At 38.8% G+C, this 24089-nt stretch carries 21 protein-coding genes; all 21 read left to right on the forward strand.

The window, feature by feature from the left end; translation table 11 throughout:
• The 21 genes from KXQ82_RS10135 (at position 1) to KXQ82_RS10235 (ending at position 24049) form a co-directional block, all read left to right on the forward strand.
• Positions 1-2388: a GumC family protein gene (locus tag KXQ82_RS10135; protein ID WP_219488144.1), complete on the forward strand. Its 2388-nt coding sequence runs from the start codon at positions 1-3 to the stop codon at positions 2386-2388.
• A 15-nt stretch (positions 2389-2403) separates the two neighbouring features.
• Complete coding sequence (locus KXQ82_RS10140; protein WP_219488146.1) at positions 2404-2916, forward strand: UpxY family transcription antiterminator; 513 nt, start codon at positions 2404-2406, stop codon at positions 2914-2916.
• A 112-nt stretch (positions 2917-3028) separates the two neighbouring features.
• Positions 3029-5938: an asparagine synthase (glutamine-hydrolyzing) gene (gene asnB / locus KXQ82_RS10145; protein WP_219488148.1), complete on the forward strand. Its 2910-nt coding sequence runs from the start codon at positions 3029-3031 to the stop codon at positions 5936-5938.
• A gap of 36 nt (positions 5939-5974) precedes the next feature.
• Entirely contained in the window at positions 5975-7225 is a 1251-nt protein-coding gene (locus tag KXQ82_RS10150) for a hypothetical protein (RefSeq protein ID WP_219488151.1), read from the forward strand.
• On the forward strand, positions 7222-8259 hold the full coding sequence (locus KXQ82_RS10155; RefSeq protein ID WP_219488153.1) for a hypothetical protein: 1038 nt from the start codon (positions 7222-7224) through the stop codon (positions 8257-8259). The genes KXQ82_RS10150 and KXQ82_RS10155 overlap by 4 nt, the downstream gene beginning before the upstream one ends.
• A 4-nt stretch (positions 8260-8263) precedes the next feature.
• On the forward strand, positions 8264-9133 hold the full coding sequence (locus KXQ82_RS10160) for an alpha-1,2-fucosyltransferase (protein ID WP_304610810.1): 870 nt from the start codon (positions 8264-8266) through the stop codon (positions 9131-9133).
• On the forward strand, positions 9118-10065 hold the full coding sequence (locus KXQ82_RS10165) for a glycosyltransferase family A protein (protein ID WP_219488157.1): 948 nt from the start codon (positions 9118-9120) through the stop codon (positions 10063-10065). The genes KXQ82_RS10160 and KXQ82_RS10165 overlap by 16 nt, the downstream gene beginning before the upstream one ends.
• A gap of 3 nt (positions 10066-10068) precedes the next feature.
• Positions 10069-10935 carry a glycosyltransferase family 2 protein gene (locus KXQ82_RS10170; protein WP_219488158.1) on the forward strand — a complete coding sequence of 289 codons (867 nt, stop codon included), beginning with the start codon at positions 10069-10071 and terminating at the stop codon, positions 10933-10935.
• 10 nt (positions 10936-10945) lie between these two features.
• A complete protein-coding gene (locus KXQ82_RS10175) occupies positions 10946-12049 on the forward strand; it encodes a Pnap_2097 family protein (protein WP_219488159.1) in 1104 nt (367 codons plus the stop codon).
• Positions 12049-12609, forward strand: a complete 561-nt coding sequence (locus KXQ82_RS19920) for an acyltransferase (RefSeq protein ID WP_304610811.1) — start codon at positions 12049-12051, stop codon at positions 12607-12609. The genes KXQ82_RS10175 and KXQ82_RS19920 overlap by 1 nt, the downstream gene beginning before the upstream one ends.
• The gene (locus tag KXQ82_RS10185; RefSeq protein WP_219488161.1) at positions 12610-13815 is read left to right on the forward strand and encodes a glycosyltransferase family 4 protein; all 1206 of its coding nucleotides are present in this window, start codon (positions 12610-12612) and stop codon (positions 13813-13815) included. It abuts the gene before it with no gap.
• Positions 13816-13818: 3 nt separating this feature from the next.
• Positions 13819-14949, forward strand: a complete 1131-nt coding sequence (locus tag KXQ82_RS10190; RefSeq protein WP_219488162.1) for an acyltransferase family protein — start codon at positions 13819-13821, stop codon at positions 14947-14949.
• Positions 14950-14990: 41 nt separating this feature from the next.
• Entirely contained in the window at positions 14991-16013 is a 1023-nt protein-coding gene (locus KXQ82_RS10195) for an acyltransferase family protein (protein WP_219488164.1), read from the forward strand.
• Positions 16014-16874, forward strand: coding sequence for a hypothetical protein (locus KXQ82_RS10200; RefSeq protein WP_219488166.1), 861 nt, complete (start codon positions 16014-16016; stop codon positions 16872-16874).
• The gene (locus KXQ82_RS10205; protein ID WP_219488167.1) at positions 16867-18045 is read left to right on the forward strand and encodes a glycosyltransferase family 4 protein; all 1179 of its coding nucleotides are present in this window, start codon (positions 16867-16869) and stop codon (positions 18043-18045) included. The genes KXQ82_RS10200 and KXQ82_RS10205 overlap by 8 nt, the downstream gene beginning before the upstream one ends.
• Before the next feature lie 226 nt (positions 18046-18271).
• Positions 18272-19441, forward strand: a complete 1170-nt coding sequence (locus KXQ82_RS10210) for a hypothetical protein (RefSeq protein ID WP_219488169.1) — start codon at positions 18272-18274, stop codon at positions 19439-19441.
• Positions 19442-19469: 28 nt separating this feature from the next.
• Positions 19470-20636, forward strand: a complete 1167-nt coding sequence (locus tag KXQ82_RS10215; RefSeq protein ID WP_219488172.1) for a glycosyltransferase family 4 protein — start codon at positions 19470-19472, stop codon at positions 20634-20636.
• A 4-nt stretch (positions 20637-20640) separates the two neighbouring features.
• Complete coding sequence (locus KXQ82_RS10220) at positions 20641-21795, forward strand: glycosyltransferase (protein WP_219488175.1); 1155 nt, start codon at positions 20641-20643, stop codon at positions 21793-21795.
• Positions 21796-21801: 6 nt separating this feature from the next.
• Positions 21802-22350, forward strand: a complete 549-nt coding sequence (locus tag KXQ82_RS10225; RefSeq protein WP_219488177.1) for a putative colanic acid biosynthesis acetyltransferase — start codon at positions 21802-21804, stop codon at positions 22348-22350.
• A gap of 8 nt (positions 22351-22358) precedes the next feature.
• Positions 22359-23108, forward strand: a complete 750-nt coding sequence (locus tag KXQ82_RS10230) for a glycosyltransferase family 2 protein (RefSeq protein ID WP_219488179.1) — start codon at positions 22359-22361, stop codon at positions 23106-23108.
• Positions 23105-24049 (forward strand): NAD-dependent epimerase/dehydratase family protein, encoded by a 945-nt coding sequence (locus KXQ82_RS10235; RefSeq protein WP_219488181.1) that lies wholly within the window; start codon positions 23105-23107, stop codon positions 24047-24049. The genes KXQ82_RS10230 and KXQ82_RS10235 overlap by 4 nt, the downstream gene beginning before the upstream one ends.
• The last annotated feature ends 40 nt before the right edge of the window (positions 24050-24089 follow it).

A 24089-nucleotide genomic window follows, 5' to 3' on the forward strand; every position in this document is an offset into this window, starting at 1 on the left:
ATGGCCGAAATTCAGGAACAGGGTGCTATTTCACCTAAAAAAATTGATATAAACCGCATTATTATAATCGGTTTAAGCAGGTGGTATTGGGTAGTAAGTTCAATAACGATATGCCTTTTTGCGGCTTATATTAATTTAAGATATACGCCCAACACCTATCAAACAGCAACTACCATTAAACTGGAGGATAAAAAATCAGCCCTTGCCGATCTGCTTTCTTCAGCATCAGGTACCAACGCTGCCGATCCTGTACAAACAGAGTCTTATATCCTTAAATCGCAAACGTTAATAGAGCGTACCCTTAAAAGCCTCAATTACAGTGTGGCTTTTTACAAAAAAGGAGCTGTTTTATTATCAGAAACGTACCCGTATCAACCGTATCAAATTGATATACTATCAATTGATAATATAAATGGCGTATATCCGGCATATACCATTGAACCCATAAACAACGATTCGTTTTTGTTGTCTTATCTTCATGCCAATAAAAATGTTAAGGTACGTTACGGTTATAACCAGGTTATCACTTACGAAGATCTTAAGTTTAGGATACATAAACCGTTAAATACTACCGGGGCTTATATATTTCGCTTCAATAATGCACGTGCTTTAATGGGAAGAGTGCGCAACAACCTCATTGTTAATGAAGTGAGCAGGGGCTCAAACATATTGCTTATTACCTTAACCGATAATAATTTTAATTTTGCTGCCGATTTTTTAAATGAACTAACTCATGAGTATCAATCTTACAACCAGGAGTTACGCACCCAATCTGCAACGCAAACGCTACAGTTTATTGATAACCAGTTAGACGATCTGGCCATTAAAGTTAATTCATCGCAAACTGCCCTTGCCGATTACCAAAAGGATAAAGGGATGATCAACGTTAGCGATGCATCGTCCTTAGCTATTAGCCAACTCACTTCGTTCGAATCCCAGAAAAGCCTGCTCGAGATTCAAAGCCTGGCCATTAATCAGCTGGAACGGCAGGTTAATGCCGGCAAAGGCCAAATCAGTTACAATTTTAATGTTGAAGGAGCATCAGATCCGCTATTGATCGGCCTGGTTGGGCAATACAATAGTGTAATTTCCGAAAAGGCAGAAAAAGAACTTACTTATAAGCCAACCTCAACCGTTATTGCAGCAATAAATCAAAAGCTTATTGAAATACAGCAATCTATTCTTTCAAACATCGCATCAACCCGTAAAAGGATAGCCAGTACCATAGCCTATTTAAATAACCAGGTTTCAACAACAAACGGCAGCATACATACTTTGCCAAATGTTCAAAAGAACATTATAAAACTAACCCGTGATTTTAACATTAACGAGAAGGTATTTACCTACTTAATGGAAAAAAAGCTGGAAACCCAGGTAAACCGCGCAAGTTTATTACCAGGCTCTACCGTAGTTGAGAAAGCTACGCCAAACGAAAGGCCCATTGCTCCCGTGCGTAATAAAACCTATATGTTTGCCTTTGCTATAGGTTTATTAATACCTGTATTGCTTATTATATTGATCAGGTTATTTAACCCATATATCAACTCTATCCAAACTGTTGAAGAGTTATCCAATACGCCTGTATTAGGTATCATCAGAAGATATCCGGGTAAAATAGATCCATTTAACAGGCAACTGCTATCTACAGTTAAATTAAGAACAGTATTTGCCGAATCGGTTAGGGCGGTTAGAACCAGCCTGAGTTTTATGGCAAAAGATATGGGTGCCCAGGTTATTGGTGTAACATCAGAAATAGCCGGCGAGGGTAAATCATTCGTATCCATTAACCTTGCCATTACCTTATCCTATTTAGATAAAAGAGTAGTTGTAATTGGTACAGATTTAAGGCGTTCAAAATTACACCTCACTTTTGATATATCTAATAAAACAGGGTTAAGTACCTACCTTGATGGCAAGAGCACCCTGCCGGAGGTTATACATAAATCAAAACTTAACTATCTTGATTTTATTCCATCGGGCCCGGTACCAACCAACCCTTCGGAGATGCTGCACAGCAAAACAATGCACGATCTGATTGTTATGCTAAAAGATAAATACGATTACATTTTTCTGGATAATGCACCGGTTGGCTTAGTGTCTGATGCGATGCCGCTGTTAAAGCAATGCGACATAAACCTCTTTGTTATCAGGGGGGGCATATCAAAACTATCATCAGTGGCACTGGCCGATTCATTACGAAGTGAATTGAGATTAGATAACCTGGTGATGGTTGTAAACGGATTTAAGGAGGATGCAATTTATGATAACTACTATGTTTCTAACAAACGTAAGTACGATGGATATTACGGTACTTACAATCTTTCATCGGGCTATTACACTGATGAAGAAGTACAGCAACCATGGTGGAAATTCTGGAAAAAATCATAATTTAACAAGGCTGATATGTTGAGTACCCAAAATACATACTCGTGGTACCCTGTTTATACTAATCCCCGGGCCGAAAAAAAGGCATTTGATCAACTAAACAAAAAAGGGATAGAAACCTATTTTCCTACTCAAAAAACATTGAAACAATGGAGTGACCGGAAAAAATGGGTTGAAGAACCCCTGTTCAACTCGTACCTTTTTGTTAAGATATCAGAAAAAGAATATACTGATGTACTGCAAACTAACGGCGTATGCCGCTTTGTATACTTTTCGGGCAAGGCATCTTTTATTCCCGAGCAGCAGATCAACAATATAAAATTGCTTACAAGCAACGCTATCCCATTTGAAATTATTGATCCGGGATATAAAAAGGGAGAAAAAGTGCGTGTTAAAACAGGCCCTATGCAAGGCTTAACCGGCGAACTGATAGATTTTAGGTTACAAAAAAAAATGCTGATACGGCTGGAGCATATTAGCCATGCCTTATTGGTTGAAATACCTATGGCTTTTATAGAGCCATATTTTTAAATATATCATCACTATTATTTAGTGATTTTGGGTCAGCCGCATAAACTAAAAATGTGACTGAGGGGGCGAAGCCATGTATGGCTTACATTAATTACGATTAAAACAACAGTAAATGTGCCGGATAGCAGGAATAGTTAATTCATCATCAAACAGCCTTGAAGATGATATATTAAAAATGAGAGACAGCATGCGTCGTGGCGGTCCGGATGATGCAGGTATCTATATCAACCCTTCATTAAATCTGGCTTTTGGCCACAGGCGCCTGTCGTTATTAGATCTTTCGCCGGCAGGGCATCAGCCTATGTTTGATGCCAAAGGCCGCATAGCTATCGTATTTAACGGGGAGGTATACAATTTCCAGGAGATCAAGGATGAGCTGATAGCCAACGGATATACTTTTACCAACACAACCGATACCGAGGTTATTATTTACAGCTATTTGCATTGGGGGGTTGAGTGCTTTAAACGCTTTAACGGCATGTTCTCAATAGCGTTGCTTGATCTTAAAACTTCTGATCTTTTCCTGGTACGTGATTTTGCGGGCATTAAGCCACTCTATTATTTTAAAGATAACGAGAAGCTCATCTTCGCATCAGAGATAAGGGCATTTAAGGCTTTAGACCCAGCCTGGCCCGAAAACGAAGAGTGGAAAATTGCTTTTTTAGCTTACGGGCATATACCTGAGCCATTAACCACGCTGGCTAATGTGCACCCGCTCGAAAAAGGAAGTGTATTGAAAATACACCTTCCTACAATGAAGGAAGAAAAGATAAACTTTGCCGATTTTACCTATAAAGAAGATTATACCGATCTTGATTTTTGCATCAATGAGGTTAAAAGAATATTACCCGAAGCCGTTAACAGGCAAATGGTATCTGATGCGCCGATTGGTTTATTTTTAAGCGGTGGTATCGATTCAAGTTTATTAACCTTACTGGCCGCAAAACAGCCAAAAGAAACCTTGCACACGCTATCAATCGTTTTTGAGGACCAAAAATACTCTGAAGAAAAATACCAGCAAATTATTGCCGAAAAGGCGGGGATAAAGCACCAGTCATTTTTGGTTACCGAAAATGAGTTCCGCGCTTCGTTCAGTGATATTATGGAAGCCATGGATCAGCCATCCATTGATGGTATTAACTCTTACTTTATTAGTAAATATGCACGCGAGTACGGCTTAACAGCTGTATTGAGTGGCTTAGGTGCCGATGAATTGTTTGGGGGATATGATTCAAACCGCCGCAGTTCACACATAACCTTACTAAAAAAGGTTCCGTCGTTTGTATGGGCAATTAGTAATATTTTGGGCAATTCACCTAAAACAAAACTGGCTTACCTGGCCGATGATTCATTAACCAGCGATTACCTGTTTTACAGGGGGCTTTATACACCGCGCCAGATCTCCAAAATTTTAGGCTGTGATGAAGAAACTGTTCACAGAACACTAAAAAAGGTAACGGTAGCACCTTGTAACAGCCCCGATACCCGCCAACAGGCGGCACACCTGGAAACGCATTTATTTATGCAGAACCAGTTACTTAAAGATACCGACTATATGAGTATGTGGCACGGCCTCGAAGTAAGGGTACCATTTTTGGATAAGGAGCTTATAAACCTGGCCAGCCGCATATCGCCTCAAATTAAATACGACCCCAAAAAGCTTAAAAAATACCTGTTAATAGAAGCTTTTAAAGATATTTTACCACAAGAAATATACAACCGCCAAAAACAAGGCTTTACATTTCCATTTGCCAAATGGATGGAAAATATTGTACCAAAAGAACGCAGCGTAGGCTTCCAGGAAAAATACCAGGCCTTTAAAACCGGTAAGCTGCATTGGAGCAGGTATTGGGCCTCTATCCTGGTAAACAAAAACTCGCACCTGCACTTTTTACAAAAGGACTTTAAAAAGGTAAAATTTTTAAACCTGATTGCCTTTTCCGGAACGGGGGGGATTGAAAAGTTTAACCGCTCATTTTTAAAAGCATTATGGGACCTGGAAAGCGCCGGTGTATTATTGGCCGATGCATCATCAGCTTATGATGGTGATTCTGATCCGCACTATTTCCCTACCCAGGTTTACCGGGGTTATAAAAAGCACCGCAACATTTTTGTAGTTAATGAGGCATTTGGCAGCCGAAAATACGACGAGATATTTATTGGCCACGTAAATCTCGGGGTAGTGGCTTTCCTGATAAAAATATTTAATCCAAAAGTAAAGGTTACATTGATTGCTCACGGTATTGAGGTTTGGAAACCCTTAACCGGTATAAAAAAATGGATTGTAAATAACTCCGATCATGTTTTATCAGTTAGTAATTTTACCAAACAGCAGTTATTAGATAAATACACTGTCCCGGCATCGCGGATATCAATTTTCCCTAATACGATTGATCCGTATTTTCAATACCCCGATAAATTTGAGCATCCCGATTACCTGCGCGAAAGATACAATATCCGTAAAGATGAAAAGGTTATATTTACGCTTACCCGTCTTTCGCATACCGAAAAATATAAGGGTTATGATCAGGTGCTGGAATGCTTACCGGCCTTGCTTAAAACAATTCCTAACGTAAAGTATGTTATTGCAGGCAAAGCTGATGATATTGAATACGCACGCGTTACCGCATTAATTGACAAATATCAACTGCAAGATGTAGTTATACTGGCAGGCTTTATCAAAGACGAAGAAATTGTTGATCATTACCTTATGGCCGATATTTTTATAATGCCAAGTCAGAAAGAAGGATTTGGTATTGTATTTATAGAAGCTATGGCATGCGGGCTGCCGGTAATTGCAGGTAATAAAGATGGCAGCGTTGATGCTTTAATGAACGGGCAGTTAGGCACATTGATAGACCCTGATGATAAGAGCCAAATATTAGCAGCGTTACAAAATGGCCTGCAAAACTTAGCCATGCAAAATAACCTGGAGCTAAAAGCTGCACTACAAAAGAAAGTGCTCAATGCATTTGGTTTTGATGCTTTTAAAAACAATTTAAAAACAACATCAACTAATTAAGCAGGTTAAATGTCGTTAATAGCATTAAAAAGGAACATGCCCAGGTTTAATAAGCTAATTAAGCTGGTTGCACATTTCTTTTCGTTCCAAATACTCATACAGGCCACCGATGCATTTAGCGGCGTATTGATTGTAAGGCATTTAAGCAAACCTGAATATGCTTATTTTGGCATAGCAAGCACGCTGGGTGTTTCCATACTAAATATTGCCATAGGCGGGTTAGGTAGCTATCTAATAGCCGAAGGTATTCAGTTAAAAGAGAAGCTACCCATATTTAGTAAGCTATATGCCGAAATATATGCTTTTATCAATAAAAAAAAGTGGATCGTTATTGGTTTATCAATACCGCTAATCGTTTTCATGTTTTATCGGAATGATCTTAGCAATTATCGTATTGCGGGCTTTTTGGTAATCATTACCATCGATATCATTATCAGGGTGCGCATGCAACTCTACCAATCTGTTTTTAACATTTGGGAGCGTTACAATACGTTGCAAACTTTTAACCTGGCGGGTAGCGTAGTAAGGTTGTTGCTGGTGCTCACGCTTGGTCAATTTTTTACGGCAGAAACGGCTTACATAAGCATTGTAATATCATATGCAGTACAGTTGGGAGTGCTTTTACATTATGGCAAGCAATTTGTTATCCCGGTTGCAGCAATTGATAAAGACCGTTATCCTGATTTTCAGAAATTGTATGTAAGCCAACTACCCGGTAATTTATATACCTATTTTGATGCCCAGCTGGGCGTTTTTATCGTTACCTTTTTCGGAAACATCTCTCTGCTGGCCGATCTGAACGCGGCATCCAAATTATCGTTGATCGTTGTGGCGGTAAATGCATTTATTAATAATTTTATGATAGTGCAATTTGCCAAGATCAGTACGCGCGGAAAATTTATTAAGTTTTTGATGGTAACATGCGGCTTCTTTATACTCATTTATTGTATTGCCATTTTTCTCATCGCCAGGTTTCCGATGCTCTTTATATTTCTGATTGGCGAAAAGTATGTGAATATAGCCCCGCTTTTATACCTCGTGGTGATCAATATTTGCCTGGGCAATTTTTCGGGATTGATATACTCTATCAACTATTCCAAGATCTGGATAAAAAAAGTCTGGATATCTATCCCAATGACTATTCTGTTACAAATAATTATGATGAAATATATGCCACCAAGCGATTTTAGCCACGTTTGGTATTATGCTATGGTCACGGCAGTACCAACCTTATTTGTTAACATTTACTTTTGCATCAAAGGAATTAAACAACTGCCAACTACGTGAGTAAATCCAATAGCTTTTTTATACTGAGTGCTAAAAAATGGTCAACCTATTTCCCGCTGCAGGTTGTTTATGAGTGGGAAGAAGTGATATCAGAAAAGTTAGGTATCCCGATAGATTACGATAGCCAGCAAATAGCCAATAGCTTATTTGACAAACAGCCCAATAATTGGCTGCAAAAAATAGTAAGGCGTACACCGTTAAAAAACTTTATCGATTCGTCATTCAACTATTTTCAGCGGATACGTAAAGGCGAGTATATCATCAGCTTTTTACTAAACCCGATAGATATTCCCAATCACTATATATACCAGGAAAACTCGGTAGTTATTTTGTTGGATGTTTTCGCGAATAATATAGACCTGGTACCGCAATATTTTAAGAACAAACTAATATTTGTTACCAATATTGAAGTGCTGGATCATTTTAAAGGGAAGGCCATAGCGCAAAGAATGCGTTACATCCCTTTATCTATCAGTGATAAGTATTTTAATGCAAACGTTCCGGTTAAAAAGATAGATGTATTACAGATGGGAAGGCAGAATCCGGTTTTGCACGAATGGATGCTTAAAGTGACTAATAAATATCCGGAGATTGAATACGTTTATGCTAAGAACGAAAACGGCATAAACGTTTACTTCTCAACAACCAAAGGCATCCTGAACGAAAAGACAGGAAGCCGCGAAGAGTTTATGGCATTTTTAGGAAGCGCCAAAGTAAGCCTGCTATCAGCGCCGGGTATTGATGGCGGCGACCAAATACGCACTGGTGGCTTTAACCCGGTAACACCACGTTTTTACGAGTCGGCGGTAAATTATTGTTATATGATAGGGCGCTACCCCGATGCGCCCGATTTTGAATTGAACAAGATCAGCAGCGTATGCGAGCGCCCGGAAAATTATGACGAATTTGAAAAGGCTGTTTTATCTATGCTTAAAACTCCATTCAATTTGCAAGACAAATACAACGTGTTTATTAAACAACATTTAACGAGCACGGTGGCCCAATCTATTAAACAAGAATTAGAAAAGCTGTAGGTATATGTTTATAATGCAACTAATGGGGGGGTTGGGTAATCAAATGTTTCAATACGCAGCTGCAAAGGCGTTATCGTTAAAACGAAATATCCCTTTCGCCACTGATTTTGATGACCCGTATATTTATGCCAAAAGAAGCTTTGGGTTGGATGTGTTTAATTTGGAATATCAAACGGCAACAACTAAACAACTTTCAAAATCGAAGCCTAAAACCAAGGTAATGCGCCGCCTGTATAAATGGACCGGCAATAACCCTGATAAATACCTGTACCGCGAAAAAAAGGATTTTCATTATCAGCCAGAGTTTTTTGATTGTAATGATGGATCATATATTTCGGGATTCTGGCAATCCGAAAAGTATTTTTTGGATATAGCAGATACCATCCGCCGCGATTTTTCTTTTAAAAATAGGCCATCAGCAGCAAACAGTGCCTGGCTCGAAAAAATAAAAGCCTGCAATGCTGTTTCTATCCATATCCGCCGCGGCGATTATGTTTCGGTAGCACATACCAATCAACTGCATGGTACCTGCAATCTGGACTATTATCAACAGGCCATCAATGCCATATCCGGCAAGGTTGAAAATCCGGTGTTCTTTTGTTTTTCGGATGATATTGAGTGGACCAAAGCGAACCTGAAAACCGGCGCGGAAACCCATTACGTAGATTGCAACACAACGCCCGACAGCGGCTACCAGGATATGCGCCTGATGAGTAATTGTAAGCACCATATTATTGCCAACAGTTCGTTCAGCTGGTGGGGCGCCTGGTTAAACCCTGATGCCGATAAAGTGGTTATCGCACCAAAAAAATGGTTGAACAGCAGCGATATTATTGTTAAAGACTTAATACCCGATACGTGGCTCAAGCTATAATACAACCTATTTCGGCAATTATTCCTACCGCTAACAGGGCCCGGGTTTTGCATGCCACACTGGTTAGTTTGTCGCAGCAGAATGTGCAGCCTGCAGAGCTTATCATCATCGATGCATCGGAGAATAATGAAACTTTTACGGTATGCCAAAACCCGGTAGAAAACCTTGCCACAAAAGTGGTTTATCAAAAAGCAGTAAAAAAGGGTGCCGCATCGCAACGTAATGAAGGTATTGCAAACGCGCAAAATGCCTTTATTTTGCTGATGGACGATGATATTATTTTGGAGCCATTTTGCGTTGAGCGTTTATGGAACGCCCTTAACGCTGATGAGCAGATAGGTGGAGTAAATACCATGGTTACTAACCAGCGGTACTTAACACCCGGCAAACTTACAAGGATGATGTACCAGCTGATGAGTGGTCAAAAATTAGCTACCTATGCCGGTAAATGCATTGGCCCCGCCTGGAATTTGCTACCCGAAGATGATGAGCAACTACCTTACGTTAACCGGGTAGAATGGTTAAATACTACCTGTACCTTATATAAAAGACAAGCGCTGCCAACGCCCGTTTTTTCGAGCCACTTTAAAGGGTACTCTATGATGGAAGACCTCACGCTGTCATCCGTAGTAGGTCGGGAATGGCAACTGTTTAATGTACGCAACGCGCGCATTTTTCACGACAGTCAGCCCGGATCGCACAAAAATAATATAGCAGTACTGGCTAAAATGGAACTGGTTAACCGCGCATGGGTAATGCGCAATATATTGTACCGCAATAAGGTGTCCGACTATTTTAAGATGTTTGTTTTAGAAAGCTTTTTTATCATAGCAAATCTATCCTCATGGAAAGGTCTTAAATCACTACCATCGGTACTGGCCGGTAAAATAAGCGGGGTGTTTACTATACTAACTGCTAAAAATAGCAATTAAGCAATGTTTGATATTATAGTTCCGACATATAACAGGTATGATATTTTACCGGAGTTTTTTGCCAATCTTGAGGCGATAGACAAAACGTTATATACCTTATGGCTTATCGATGATTGTTCGCCTAAAAAGGATGCATCAATAGTGCCTGCCTGGGATAACATCAGGTATATTCAACTTCCCGAAAATATTGGGCAAGCCGGGGCTCGTAATTATGCTATAAAAAATGGCAACGCGCCTTATGTAATATCATTAGATGACGATGCCTGGTTTGTTGCCGGTTCGCAAGATCTGAAAGTAATTGCCGAAGCATTTAGTACATACCCAGATGCAGGCTGCCTTATGTTCAATATTGCCACCCCAAAAACTGATTACATTGGTGATGTTGATGGCTTATTATTGCCACTGCATGTTACCTGCGGTTGCGCTTACCGCCGTAACGCACTCGAACAAATAGGTGGCTTTAACTCAAAAATACATTCGGGAGCTGAAGAAACTGACATTTCGCTTAAGCTTTACCGTGCTAATTGGGATATCCGCTCATTATACTCGGTACATGTTTACCACAAATTTGATCCCGGCGAAAGAAGCGTTGACTGGTATTTGGATGTACGCTATAAAACCACCCGTAACTCGCTCATTATAGCCTACCTGTATTACCCTGCGCTAAGCTTAATATGGGTATTGCCGGGGCGGGCATTGAGCCATATTGTATTCGCGATAAAAACCGGTGTAGCCCGCGGAAAAACAATCTCCATTACCATAAATGCTATATTTGCGTTCATAGGCCGCATACCCTCTTTACGTAAAGATCGTATGCCTCTTTCGCAACAACAATTTAAAAAATGGACGGCTTTATTTAAAACGCCGTAAAATAATATACATGGAACAATACGTCAAAAAGATCAAATCGATCATCCCTGATTTTAGCGAGGCACATATCGCATCGCCCTTTAGTAATGCAGGTGTAGATAGCATGGACCTGCTTACCGTTAGGGTAGAGTTTGAAAATGTAGCAGGCAGGCAATTTACAGACGAGGAATGGCTAAGCTTTAACTCGATGACCGATATTATTACTTTTTGCAGTGCATTTCAAAAAACCGATAATAATGGTACCGGAGCGGGTACAGATATTACCGGTAAAAAAAGAATCCAGATAGGCATGCCCCAAATGGCTATAGGCGCTTTATCAGAAAACTGGTTATTTAAAGAAATTGGCGATACTCATTGGGATTTGCTTTGTGAAGGCTTGAACACACCATCGCTGCAGTTAAAAGATGATGCCGGCAACAGGCTTTACGCTACGTTTGTGCGTATCCGTATGCGGTCAACTATTCCATTCAACAAATTTATTGAGAACGAGCAATTGCAAATGGATAGCAAAATAATGCGTTTTGGTAACGGCATGTATTTTAGCGACATTACGCTTGATGGCGAAAATGGCGCTGTGGAAGCTAACCTGATGACCAGCTTTTCTATTCGCAACGAAACGGATAATACCAAACTGATGAAAAGCCAGCCCGCCGCAAAAGCCGACGCCATTCCCGAATATCCCGAAAGCCCGGCCTTTGGTAATGATTACAGGTTGATAAAAAAAGGGGTGCTTAAAGAACTGGATCTGGCCGGTGAGCATTTTAATGTTACTGATGAAGTTATATTCAGCACTGTTTATGACCTTAACCCTTATTATGATCTGAATGGCGTAGGCCTTTTATATTTTGCGGCTTACCCTATCATCAACAACACCTGCGAAGCGCGTTTTTTTAATACACACGAACAAAATACAGGCAGGTGGGAAGTTGACTATCATATTATAGACAGGGACGTAATGTACTTTGCCAACTGTAACATTAACGAAAGCATAAGATACGAACTGAACAGTTATACCTTTTTACCTGGCGATAAGGTAAAAATAAGCAGCACCTTATATCGCGAAAGCGACAACACCATTATGGCGCGTGTATTTACAATAAAACAAAAATTATAATGAAATTAGATAAACTGGAGCCTTTGTTTTTACGTGTTCCGCGAGGCTTAATGAGCAGGGTACGTATAACCATGTACAAAATTTTCGGGCTTAAGATCGGGCATACCAACAGGTTTGAAAAAGGCCGCATGAGGCGTTGTAAAAACATTGAAATAGGTAGCAATAATGCTTTTACCCAAGGCTACTTTATTTGGCCTATTGATACAGATGGCGATGATATCAGGATTAAAATAGGTAACAACTGTTACTTTAACCGCAATGTTATGGTTGATGCCTGCAATAGTATTGAAATAGGAAATTATACTATGATAGGCCCAGATACTTACATCACCGACTCAAACCATACATTTGGACACGGGCTTGCACCAAGCCAGCAACCAATGGACAAAGGCAGTGTAAAAATTGGCAACAACTGCTGGATAGGCACAAAAGTAACCATATTGAAAGATGTAACCCTTGGCGATTATTGTGTAGTTGCAGCCGGCTCTGTTGTAACACAAAGCTTCCCCGAAGGCTCATTAATTGCCGGGTATCCCGCAAGGCTTATAAAAAAGATATAGTTGAAACCTAAAGTTTTACTTACCCATCCGGGTACGCAATATTCTTATCATCTGGCCGAGCAATTAGAGCGCCTTGGCCTGTTATATAAATATGTTACCAGTTTTACCATTCCAAGCGACGGGGTTATTAAAACTGTCTATAATTTACTTCCCAAAAGTGTTAAACGTAAGTTAGGTACAAGATTAATAAACATACCTGCTTGCAAAGTAAAGCAAAATCCAGTGCTTGAATTAAAAGCATTGATCAAAATAAAACAAGGTGAAACATCCGAAGCAGCTTTTTATGAAAGGAATAAAGCGTTTCAGCTTGCAATTAGTGATGAGTTAATAAAAGAAGCTGATATTGTTATTGGGTTCGATACAAGTTCGTGGATACTGGCCGAACGCTGCAAAAAATTAGGCAAACGATTTATTTTAGATGTTAGCATTGGCCACCCGATAGCTAAAGAAAGTATATATAAACAGTTAGCAGATTTATACCCGGAATGGCTGGAACAAATAAAACCGAAAAGCGACATTTTGATAGGCCTGGAAAGCCAGGAAATTGAATTAGCCGATGCCATTGTTGTTCCGAGTGATTTTGTGCGTGGTACTTACGTTAATAATGGCGTTATCCCGGATAAAATTATTGTTAATCCATTTGGCACTAACGTAGCGGCATTCAATAATGTCCCACATCAATACACAAGTCCGTCCTTCTTATTTTTTGGCGGTTTAACAGCCCGTAAAGGGTTGCCATTTCTATTAAAAGTATGGGCAGATATCATTAAAAAATATCCTGAATGTACCTTGATATTGGCTGGCTATGGACGTTTACCCGATGGTACTCTATTACCAGAAAATGTTAAAAACCTTGGTATAATTGCCCCGGCAGAACGGCAAAAAATATTTGACATGGCCGATATTTTTGTTTTTCCCAGTTTTTTTGAAGGGCTTGCACAAGTGCAGATCGAAGCTGCAGCATGTGGCTTACCTGTAATTGGCACTACACAGTCGGGCGCAACAAATTTGGTGGCAGAAGGGAAGTCGGGTTTTGTAATTATACCAGGTGATAGTACAGCCTTGTTTAATGCGATGGAGTATTTTATCCAAAACCCACATCAGATCAAAATAATGGGAGCATGCGCAAGAGAAATTTCTTTAGGTAACTTTACGTGGGATAGCTATGGCGACCGATGGGAAAAGATTTTAGTAAATGAAGTATAGCAAATGAAACTTTCCAGATCTAATTTTCTGCACTTATTACGCTGGGTTGCAGCAAGTTTGGTTGCTTTCAGCCACATACGCTCCGTTATTTTTAAAAACTTTGATGCTGTAACAGGGAGCGGGCTGTTTACTAAAGGCTTTTATTTTATAACAAATTTGGGGCATCAATCAGTAATTATATTTTTTGTTTTGAGTGGTTATTTAGTTGCCGGCTCAGTTATTAAACAGGTGAAAGCAAAAACTTTTAATTTAACTACTTATTCAATAAACCGTTTTAGCAGGCTGTATGCTGTATTACTTGTTGCATTGTTAATGACGCTGGCTTTTGATCACTTAGGAATCTATTTTGATCATATTGGCCTTTATACGCATAAAGTGAGCTTTGCAACGATCGACTATTCGATTGCCGACAGGCTGTCTGCCGGGCACTTTTTCGCATCACTTTTTATGTTACAGAATATCCTCCTTCCAACGTTGGGAAGCAATAGCCCATTGTGGAGTTTATCTTATGAGTTTTGGTATTACTTGTTGTTTCCCTGCATTCTTTTAGCCATCACCTATTTAAAAAGCAATATAAAAAAAGCGTTAATCCCTGTCATTTTATTGATCTCGATGAGCACATTACTACCATTAGGTATATTACAGTATTTTTTGATATGGCTTTTCGGGCTGATCCCTTTTTATTTGACATTAAATAAAGCTTTTTACAAATACATTTTATTGGCAGTATTGGTAATCTGGCTGATCTTAAAAAAATCGGGAGGGATAGACTCTTTTTTATATGATATTGTTCTGGGTGTGATTGTTGCTTTCCTGGTAGCTGCATTCAAAAACGATGATCAACCATTATCAAATAGCTTTCTACGCTTTAATGAAAAACTATCTTCTTTTTCATATAGTATATATTTGATCCATTTTCCAACTTTTCTACTGCTCATAACGTTACTTAATAATTATGCTATACCTTGTACGGTTTTGCCCCCCTCTATATTAGCATATGGCATATTCGTGTTTGTTTTCTCAGTAACATTGATAGTTTCTTATATAGTTGCCTGCTATACAGAGTTTAAAACACCACAATTCAGGGCCTATCTGAAGCAAATTATAGAAAAGAAAACAATAGAATTGCCTTAATGAGGTGCTCCCATTAAAAAAAGCATTAAATATCGTTTATAATGAATTTAAATAATTTAGTTAGAAAAACTCCATACCCCAATGGTAGGTTTTTATACCTTGATGCTTTGCGCGGAATTGCCGCAATGATTGTTGTACTACACCATTTTCTTTTTATTTATAATAACGAGTTTGGCCATCAATTTAAAGCACCGCAAATATTTGAGCATGGTTATTTTGGAGTAGAGCTGTTCTTCCTTATCAGTGGGTTTGTTATTTTCTATACCCTATCCAAAACAACTTCCATCAAAGATTTTTTACTCAAAAGAGCCATCCGTTTATATCCAACCTTTTGGATCTGCCTGATCATCACTTTTTGCCTGATCACTATATTTCCATTATCGCCAAGCAGAAACACAAATATTAAAGAGGCGTTGGTTTCACTTACCATGTTTAACGGCCTGTTTAAAATAAAAAGTGTTGATCCTTCCTATTGGACATTGCTGGTAGAATGGTTTTTTTACCTTGTAATGGCTACATCAATGTTTTTCTTTAAAACTAAACAAAATGCCTTCTACTATTTTCTTTGGGCCTGGCTATTGCTGATTTTATTTTACAATTTGGTTCATAAAATACCTTTTGCCGGTGCTGTTTTCAATTTAAGGTACGGCTCATTTTTTATATCCGGTATTTGTTTTTATCATATTTATATTTCGAAACAACAGGTAATCAAATATTGGATGCTTTTGTTGTTTTCATTTATTGTGGGGATAATTGCACTTTCCGATCTTAATTATGTAACTATTGCCCTAACTATAGTTTATTTGGTATTCTTATTAACCATTCACTTTCAATTCAAGTTCCTTTCTGGTAAGGTATTCATTTTTTTTGGGGAGATATCTTACGCACTTTACCTTATACATCAAAATGTAGGCTTTATCATTATGCAAAAATTAGAACATTTTGGCATAGTAAGTTTTTGGAAAGTAATAATTACGTTGGCCATTGTAATAGGTTTGGCAACACTAATAACCAGGAAATTAGAAAAACCTATTTCTGTTAAACTGAAAAAGCTTCTTTTATAAATGATCAGCTCCGGATTAAAAATTCATGCTATTATATTGGCTTTGAATGAAGAAATATTCATCAAAGCACAATTAGATACCATATATCCTTTTTGTAACCGGATATCAATCATCACGCAATATGACAGGGATTGGTATGGTACACCCGTAAAGGCCGATGATACAGCCAACATTGTGCTCAACTATCCTGACCCGGATGGAAAGATCAATTTTTTGGTGCGCCGTTTACCGGATGAGGCTGCCGCGAGGAACATGGAAATGCTATCGTACAACAAAAAGAGTTATAAAAACACCATATCGCACGGCCGGAGCATGGATGATATCAAGGATTTTCATAACCCGCCCGATTATTTTTGGGTGATAGATGCGGATGAAATGTATGATACCGATACCATCCCATCCATTTTAAAATACCTGTCAGAAAAAAAACCAAACGGAATGCGGGTAACCGGTTATAATTACATCCGCAACTGGCATCAGCGCGTTCCTCGCGAAGTTGTTGATTTTACACATTTTGGTTTTTTAAAACCTGGTGTATTGTTTGAACAACGCAGAACCGTATCGTGGAACCAATCGCGTATTGCCAAGATTTTAAAAACAGCTCACCTCCCTGATTTTTCGAACCAACTGTATGGTTTTACTACTTGCCCGGAAGAGGTGGGTGTTTTCCATCATGGTTGCTGGCTCGGCGATAATAAACGGATAAGCGAAAAATTCAGCAAATCCAGCCATCGCGAATCAAAAGATTTTGAATCCGACTCGGTTGACCGCATCTTATTTAATCATATTCCGTTTAACAAGCTACCTGTAAATATTCAAAAGGCAGCATGGCCGCAAAACTATATCAGCAATAATGGCTAATCAAAAATTAAAAATATTCGCTATTGTGCCATCGGGGTTTTGTTTTGGCCTGCAACACGTAACTATCGATTTTTTTAAGCATTTTAATAAAACGGAAAGCCTTTTCTTAGTTTCCGGCTGGAACGATGGCGAGTTTATAAAACTACTTAACAGTAATGGCCTAAAATATACCATAAGCTGGCTGGGCATGTTTAGCCGCAGTTTGGCATGGTATCAAATTAAAATGAGTTTATCTGCATTAATCAAAATGCCCCGGCTCTATTACGATTTTTTTAAAGTATTAAAAAATTTCAAGCCGGATGTACTGTTTTTTGCAAATCATCACGAACTGATTTTACTGTACCCCGCTTTAAAACTTACAAAAGTACCTGTAGTTTGCCACATGCATGACCCTGCGCCGGTTATACCCTTTCAAAAAAAAACATTTGCTCATTACAACTCGGTGGTTAACCATTTTATCGCAATTTCTGATAACGTAAGGGAGCGCACCATTGAACTTGGATGCCCGCCCGAAAAAATAACTACCGTGCATAACGGTATTGAACTGCCCCCTGAAAAGCGGGTAGCGCGTAATAATAGCTTTATCGAACAATTTAATTGGCAGCATGATGTTTTTATTGTTGGCATTACCGGGCAAATGACCCACACTAAGGGGCACCAGGATTTATTAAGTGCCTTTAAAATAGCCTATAGCAAAAACCCCAAATTAAGATTAGTTATAGGCGGACGTTTTATAGAGCCCTTGTATAGCGAGCTACAAGCATGCATCAAAGAATGGCAAATGGAAAACGTTATTGTATTTACAGGTTGGCTACCCTCTGTAAATACTTTTTTTAATGGTATTGATTTGTTTGTATTGGCTTCGCGCCATGATGAGGGGTATGGTTTGGTTGTTGCCGAAGCCATGGCAACTAACCTTCCGGTTATTATTACGCATAGTGGCGGAGCGGTAGAGATTGTGGAAGACGGGATCAATGGATATATTGTACCCAAAAGTGATGTACAAATGATGGCAGAAAAGATTAGTTACTTATCGGCCAACCCCGAACTTGCATCTCAAATGGGCGATAAAGGCAGGCAACATATTGAGCAAAACTTTGCAATGAAACACCAGGCAGGGTTGTTAGAAAATTTAGTTATTAAAATCAGCACAGATGCGATACGGAAGTAGTTACCCACCAATTGCATTATGGTTTATAGTATTGGCCTATTTGTTATTTACATGGACAAATTCACCGAATATCCTTATTTCTATTCCTGTATTTCTTTACCCGATATTTCTTTACCGTCTTTTTTGGGTATCCAGACATCCTAATGTACTTTTTTGGGGGTTAATATTTCAGTGGCTTAATGTTTCGGCCCAGCTATTTTACAGTACATTTTTGGGGATAAGCCTGATGGAGTATATGAAGGACCAGAGTTTCCCTTTACAATATTTCGATAAAACAATCCTATTATCTATAATTGCATTATATGTATATGCCCTTGGTGTCTTTGTCGGAGTTAAAAACTTACGTATAGATAATATAGATAACGCTATACTAAAGTATTCGCCTCAATACACCCTGCGCTGGTACATCATTGTTTCTGTTATTATCTATTTATCCCGTTTTGCTATCTGGAGTTTTTCGGGTTTTGTTCAATACTTCTATTTCTTCTTTTATATTAAATGGGGGTTTTTCCTTATTACATTTTATATCATACATAAAAGAGCGCCTCAGCTCCGTATTATATTCTATGCTACTATCCTTATTGAAGTTCTATTGGGCTTGTCATCTTTCTTTGCCGATGCCTTTTTGAACGTACTTATATTCAGTTTTATTGGTATTGCAACCTTACAGCCTAAAATTAAATTTACAGGGTTTGTGGTACTCTTGGCAATGATGGTCTTGTTCTTTAACATAGCAGTGTATTGGACAGCCAGTAAAATGGAATACCGCAAGTACCTCAATAAAGGCGAGTTAAATCAATCCGTTTCGGTATCACAAAGTGAAGCTCTTGGAAAGCTTAGTCAATTAGTGAGTAATATTGATGATGAAAAATACCAAAACGCAATAAGGGATATGGTAGACAGGATAGGCTATATCCAATATTTTGATGCTACATTAGCTTATGTTCCTGCAATGAAGCAACATCAAAATGGCGCGGTGTATGCAAAAGCCATTGCTCACTATTTAGTGCCTCGTTTTTTAGATGCTAATAAGGAAGCGCTTGATGACAGCAAGCACACCAACGAATTTACAGGTCTTGGTTTAAGTGGTAAAGAAAGTGCAACTTCTTTTAGTCTTGGTACCGTAGCCGACGCTTATATTGATTTTGGCGAGGTATTTATGAATGTACCCATGTTTATATTTGGTTATTTGGTAGGCCTTTGCTTTAGCTATTTATGGAAAAGTAGCCCAAGTCAGCTTTGGGCCTGGATTTTAACAGGTGCATTTTACTTACTGATACCTGTTTATGGTGCCGATACAACAAAAGCGATAGGTTATATTTCGATTTACTTTTTCACCATCTTTTTTGTAAAAGGGTGGTTAATACGCATACTTGAGCCACGGCTAAGCGCGTAAATTGGTGGCCTGCCCTAATTAATAATACATGAAACCGGTTATATTTTTAAACTCACACCCCATACAATATTTCGCACCGCTTTACCAGCATATTTCGGCAAATACCGATATTGATCTGGAGGTGGTTTATTGTTCGGATGAAAGTTTAAAAGGGAAAATGGATAAGGGTTTTGGCACAAACGTACAGTGGGATATTCCATTGATGGATGGGTACAAAAGTGTTTTTATAAAGAACAGGTCTTTCAAACCATCTATCCATTCCGGTTTTTTTGGTTTATTTAACCCGGGTATCATATCATACCTCCGCAAAAAGCCCAAATCAATTTTGGTGATACACGGCTGGGCATATGCCACTCATATCATGGCTATAATTGCCGGTAAGCTTACCGGGCACACCGTATGTATACGTGCCGAAACACCACAAAACCAGGAATTATTAAAAAACAAATACATTACTTTTTTAAAGCACTTATACTTACGTTTCATTTTTATGTTTGCCGATAAGTTTTTATACGTTGGCAAGCAAAACAAGCTTTTTTATAAAGCCCTGGGTAAAAAAGAAACCAACCTGGTATTTACACCATACAGTGTTGATAACAAGCGTTTCCGCAGCATATTTGAAGAAACACTAAAAAATGTGGCCCGCGAAAAACTAAATTTACCAGCAGCAACAAACATAATTTTATACTCGGGTAAGTACATTACAAAAAAGAACCCATTAGACATACTGAAAGCTTTTAGTTTAATGGATAATGAAAACGCTACTTTAGTAATGGTTGGCGATGGTGAATTACGCCCACAAATGGAAACTTTTATTACTGGGCATCGATTAAATGATAAAGTTGTTTTAACCGGCTTTATTAATCAATCATTAATTCCTTTATACTATCGTGCTGCCGATGTATTTGTAATGTGTTCGGGGCTGGGTGAAACCTGGGGGCTGTCGGTAAACGAAGCTATGAATTTTGGATTACCTGTTATTGTTTCGGATACTTGCGGCAGCAGTTACGATCTTGTCAAAAACGAAGTAAACGGTCGTGTTTTTGAAACAGGCAATATTGAACAGTTACAAAAAGCCATGGAAGATTTTGTTAGTAAACCGGACGCTGATCGGGTAACGATCTCTCAAAATTCATTAGCTATTATAGATCAGTACAGCTACGTGCAAATTGCTGAGGGTTTAAGAAATATTTAGATCAATGAGCAAAAAAAAGCTGTTGTTTATTTATGATTATTTTTTTCCGGGCTACAAAGCCGGAGGGCCTATACAATCGTTAACAAACCTGGTGCTAAGCCTGCAGCATGATAATGACATTACCGTAATTACCGGCGGTTATGATTTGCAATCAACCGGTGCATATTCTGACATTAAATTAAATGCCTGGAATATAGTTACCTTACCGGGAGCAACGGTACCAACCCGGGTATGGTATAATGATAACAAAGGCCTATCAAAAGAAACATTAAAAACACTCATTGGCAACATCCGGCCCGATCATATTTACCTTAACGGTATTTTCTCGGTCGGCTATTTTTTAAAGCCACTTTTGGCCGCTAAAAGCCTGGGATACAGCAATAGAGTTATCATTTGTCCGAGGGGTATGCTACAGGGGGGGGCTTTGGCAGGAAAATCACTGAAGAAAAAGTTTTACATCAGTGTTGTGCGGCTCTTGGGGCTGGTAAAACATGCCGGCTGGCATGCAACTAACCAGGAAGAGAAAGAGGATATTATAAGATCTTTCCCGGGAAGCAAGCATATTGTTGTTGCTGAAAATATCCCAAAAAAGCCGGTACAAAATATATCGTTCCCAACAAAAAAGCCCGACGAGCTTAAACTGATATACTTATCTTTAATTGCCGAAAAAAAAAACCTGTTGCTGTTATTGCAACTGATCACACAAATAAAACCGGGACTCAGCCTTGAAGTTTATGGCCCTCCCAAGGATATTGATTATTGGCACAAATGCGAAGAGGTAATGAAAACCATACCCAACAAGGTAAAATACATGGGTAATGTAAAACCTGTTAATGTACAGCAGGTGCTATCATCAGCGCATGTGTTTATTTTGCCAACCAAGGGCGAAAATTTCGGGCACGCATTGTATGAAAGCCTGAGTGTTGGCAGGCCAATTATCACCAGTTTTTTTACCCCCTGGAATAACCTTGAGCAGTATAAAGCAGGTATTAATGCTGATATAACAACCGATGAAAGTTTAATTACAGCTATAGAGAAGTTTAAAGCTATGGACCAGCAGGAATATAATGAGTATTGTAATGGTGCGCACCAGTTAGCTATTAATTATTATAACCAAATGGACGCCGCTAATAAATACAAACAGCTTTTTGGTTTATAAAATACCATGAAAACAGATCTGTCATCATATAACAACGCATGGTATAACCCGGGTGCGTCTTTTTTAAAAAGAACCATTTGGTTTTATGTTAACGCGGTTGTTTTTAAAACTTCACTCATCCCATCCAATGGTTTAAAGGCAATACTACTCAGGATGTTTGGGGCCAAAATAGGAAAAGGTGTTGAATTAAAACCTTGTATCAACATTAAATACCCCTGGTTTTTAGAGGTAGGCGATTTTGTGTGGATAGGCGAAAACGTTTGGATAGATAATTTGACAACGGTTACTATAGGAACTAATGCTTGCATATCACAAGGTGCTATGTTGCTCACAGGTAACCATAACTATTCAAAGCCAACTTTCAATCTGATGGTGAAGCCAATAGTTATTAACGAAGGTGGTTGGATAGGGGCACAATCAGTAGTTTGCCCCGGCGTTACTGTACAAAGCCATGCGGTATTGACAGCGGGGTCCATCGCCACTAAAAACCTGGATGCTTACTCCATTTACCAGGGCAATCCCGCTGTGAAGATCAAAGACCGTAAAATAGACTAACCAATAGCATGAAGATATCCGTAGTAACGGTAGTTTATAATAACGCGGCAACAATTAAAGATGCAATAACATCGGTTTTGGCGCAAGACTATGCCAATGTCGAATACATTGTTATTGACGGAGGATCGACCGACGGAACGATAGACATTATTAAAAGTTTTGGTGATAAGATTAACATCTTTGTTTCCGAAAAAGATAAAGGATTATATGATGCCATGAACAAGGGCATTAAACTCGCCACCGGCGATGTGGTGGGTACGTTAAACTCCGACGATTTTTTTTACGATAGCCGGGTATTAACCAATATTGCAAAAGCATTCGTTAATGAAAGTATTGATGCCGTTATTGGCGATATCGTTTTTATAAAAGATGGGGATGAAAATAAAGTACTTAGGAAATACTCATCGGCCAAATGGCAGCCGAGCCGTTTTGCATGGGGATATATGCCTGCCCACCCTTCATTCTTTGCAAAAAAATATTTATTTACAAGCTTTGGGTATTATAAAACAGATTATCGCATCGCATCTGATTATGAGTTGCTTATCCGGTTTCTGTTCATGAATAAAATCAACTGGAAATATATTCCGCTTATCACCACTAAAATGCGCCCGGGTGGTGCCAGCACACAAGGCATTAAAAGCATTCTGATTTTAAATAAGGAGATTGCACGTGCTTGTCGCGATAATGGCATATACAGTAATTACCTGATGATCTATTCAAAATACATTTTCAAACCCTTCGAGTTTATTTTTAAATGATCAGCGTATTAATAACAGGTAGTTCGGGCTTTGTAGGTGCAAACCTGATCGATCATTTACATGATAAGGGGATTGCTGTTTCGGTACTTAACCGCAAGCATCATACGGATAAAAAAATAAAACAAAGTTTTACCTGGGATAATTTTACTGTTAAAGAACTGGACGGTATTAATGCCATCATCCACCTTGCCGGTAAAGCTCACGATGTAAAAAATGCATCTAACCCAGATGAATACTTTGCAGTGAACACCGGGCTTACCCAAAAGATATTTGATGCTTTTGCAAAGAGTAATGTACATGATTTTATCTATTTCAGCAGTGTAAAGGCTGTGGCCGATACAGTTGACGATGTACTTTATGAAGATGCTCCGTACCTGGCAAAAACGCCATACGGCCAATCAAAAGAGCAAGCCGAAAAATACCTGTTAGCCCAAACCATTGACGCAAGCAAGCGGTTATTCATCCTTCGCCCTTGTATGATACACGGGCCGGGTAATAAAGGTAATTTAAACCTGCTCTATAAAGTAGTTTTAAAAGGCATTCCATATCCCTTAGCTGCTTTTCAAAACAAGCGTTCGTTTTTATCAGTTGATAATTTAACTTATGCTATTGAAAAGATAATTACCGGTAGTACCATAGCAAGCGGAATATATAACCTTGCCGACGATGAAGCCTTATCAACCAATAGCGTTATCATGCTAATAGCTAACGTTGTTGGCAGCAAACCAAAACTATGGAAGATCAACTCCTCGCTTATTACAGCAGTGGCAAAAATTGGCGATGTATTGCATTTACCATTAAATGCTGAACGTTTAAAAAAATTAACAGAGAGTTATGTGGTTTCAAACGCTAAGATCAAAAAGGCATTCAATATTTCCGGCTTCCCTGTTTCATCAACCGAAGGATTAAAAAAAACAATTCGTAGTTTTCAGTCCCAATAATTTCATGCTTTATATCATTCTTATCCCGGTATTTTTTGCG

Origin of the sequence: Mucilaginibacter rivuli, assembly GCF_019391655.1 — a bacterium.
Taxonomy (GTDB): Bacteria; Bacteroidota; Bacteroidia; order Sphingobacteriales; family Sphingobacteriaceae; genus Mucilaginibacter; species Mucilaginibacter rivuli.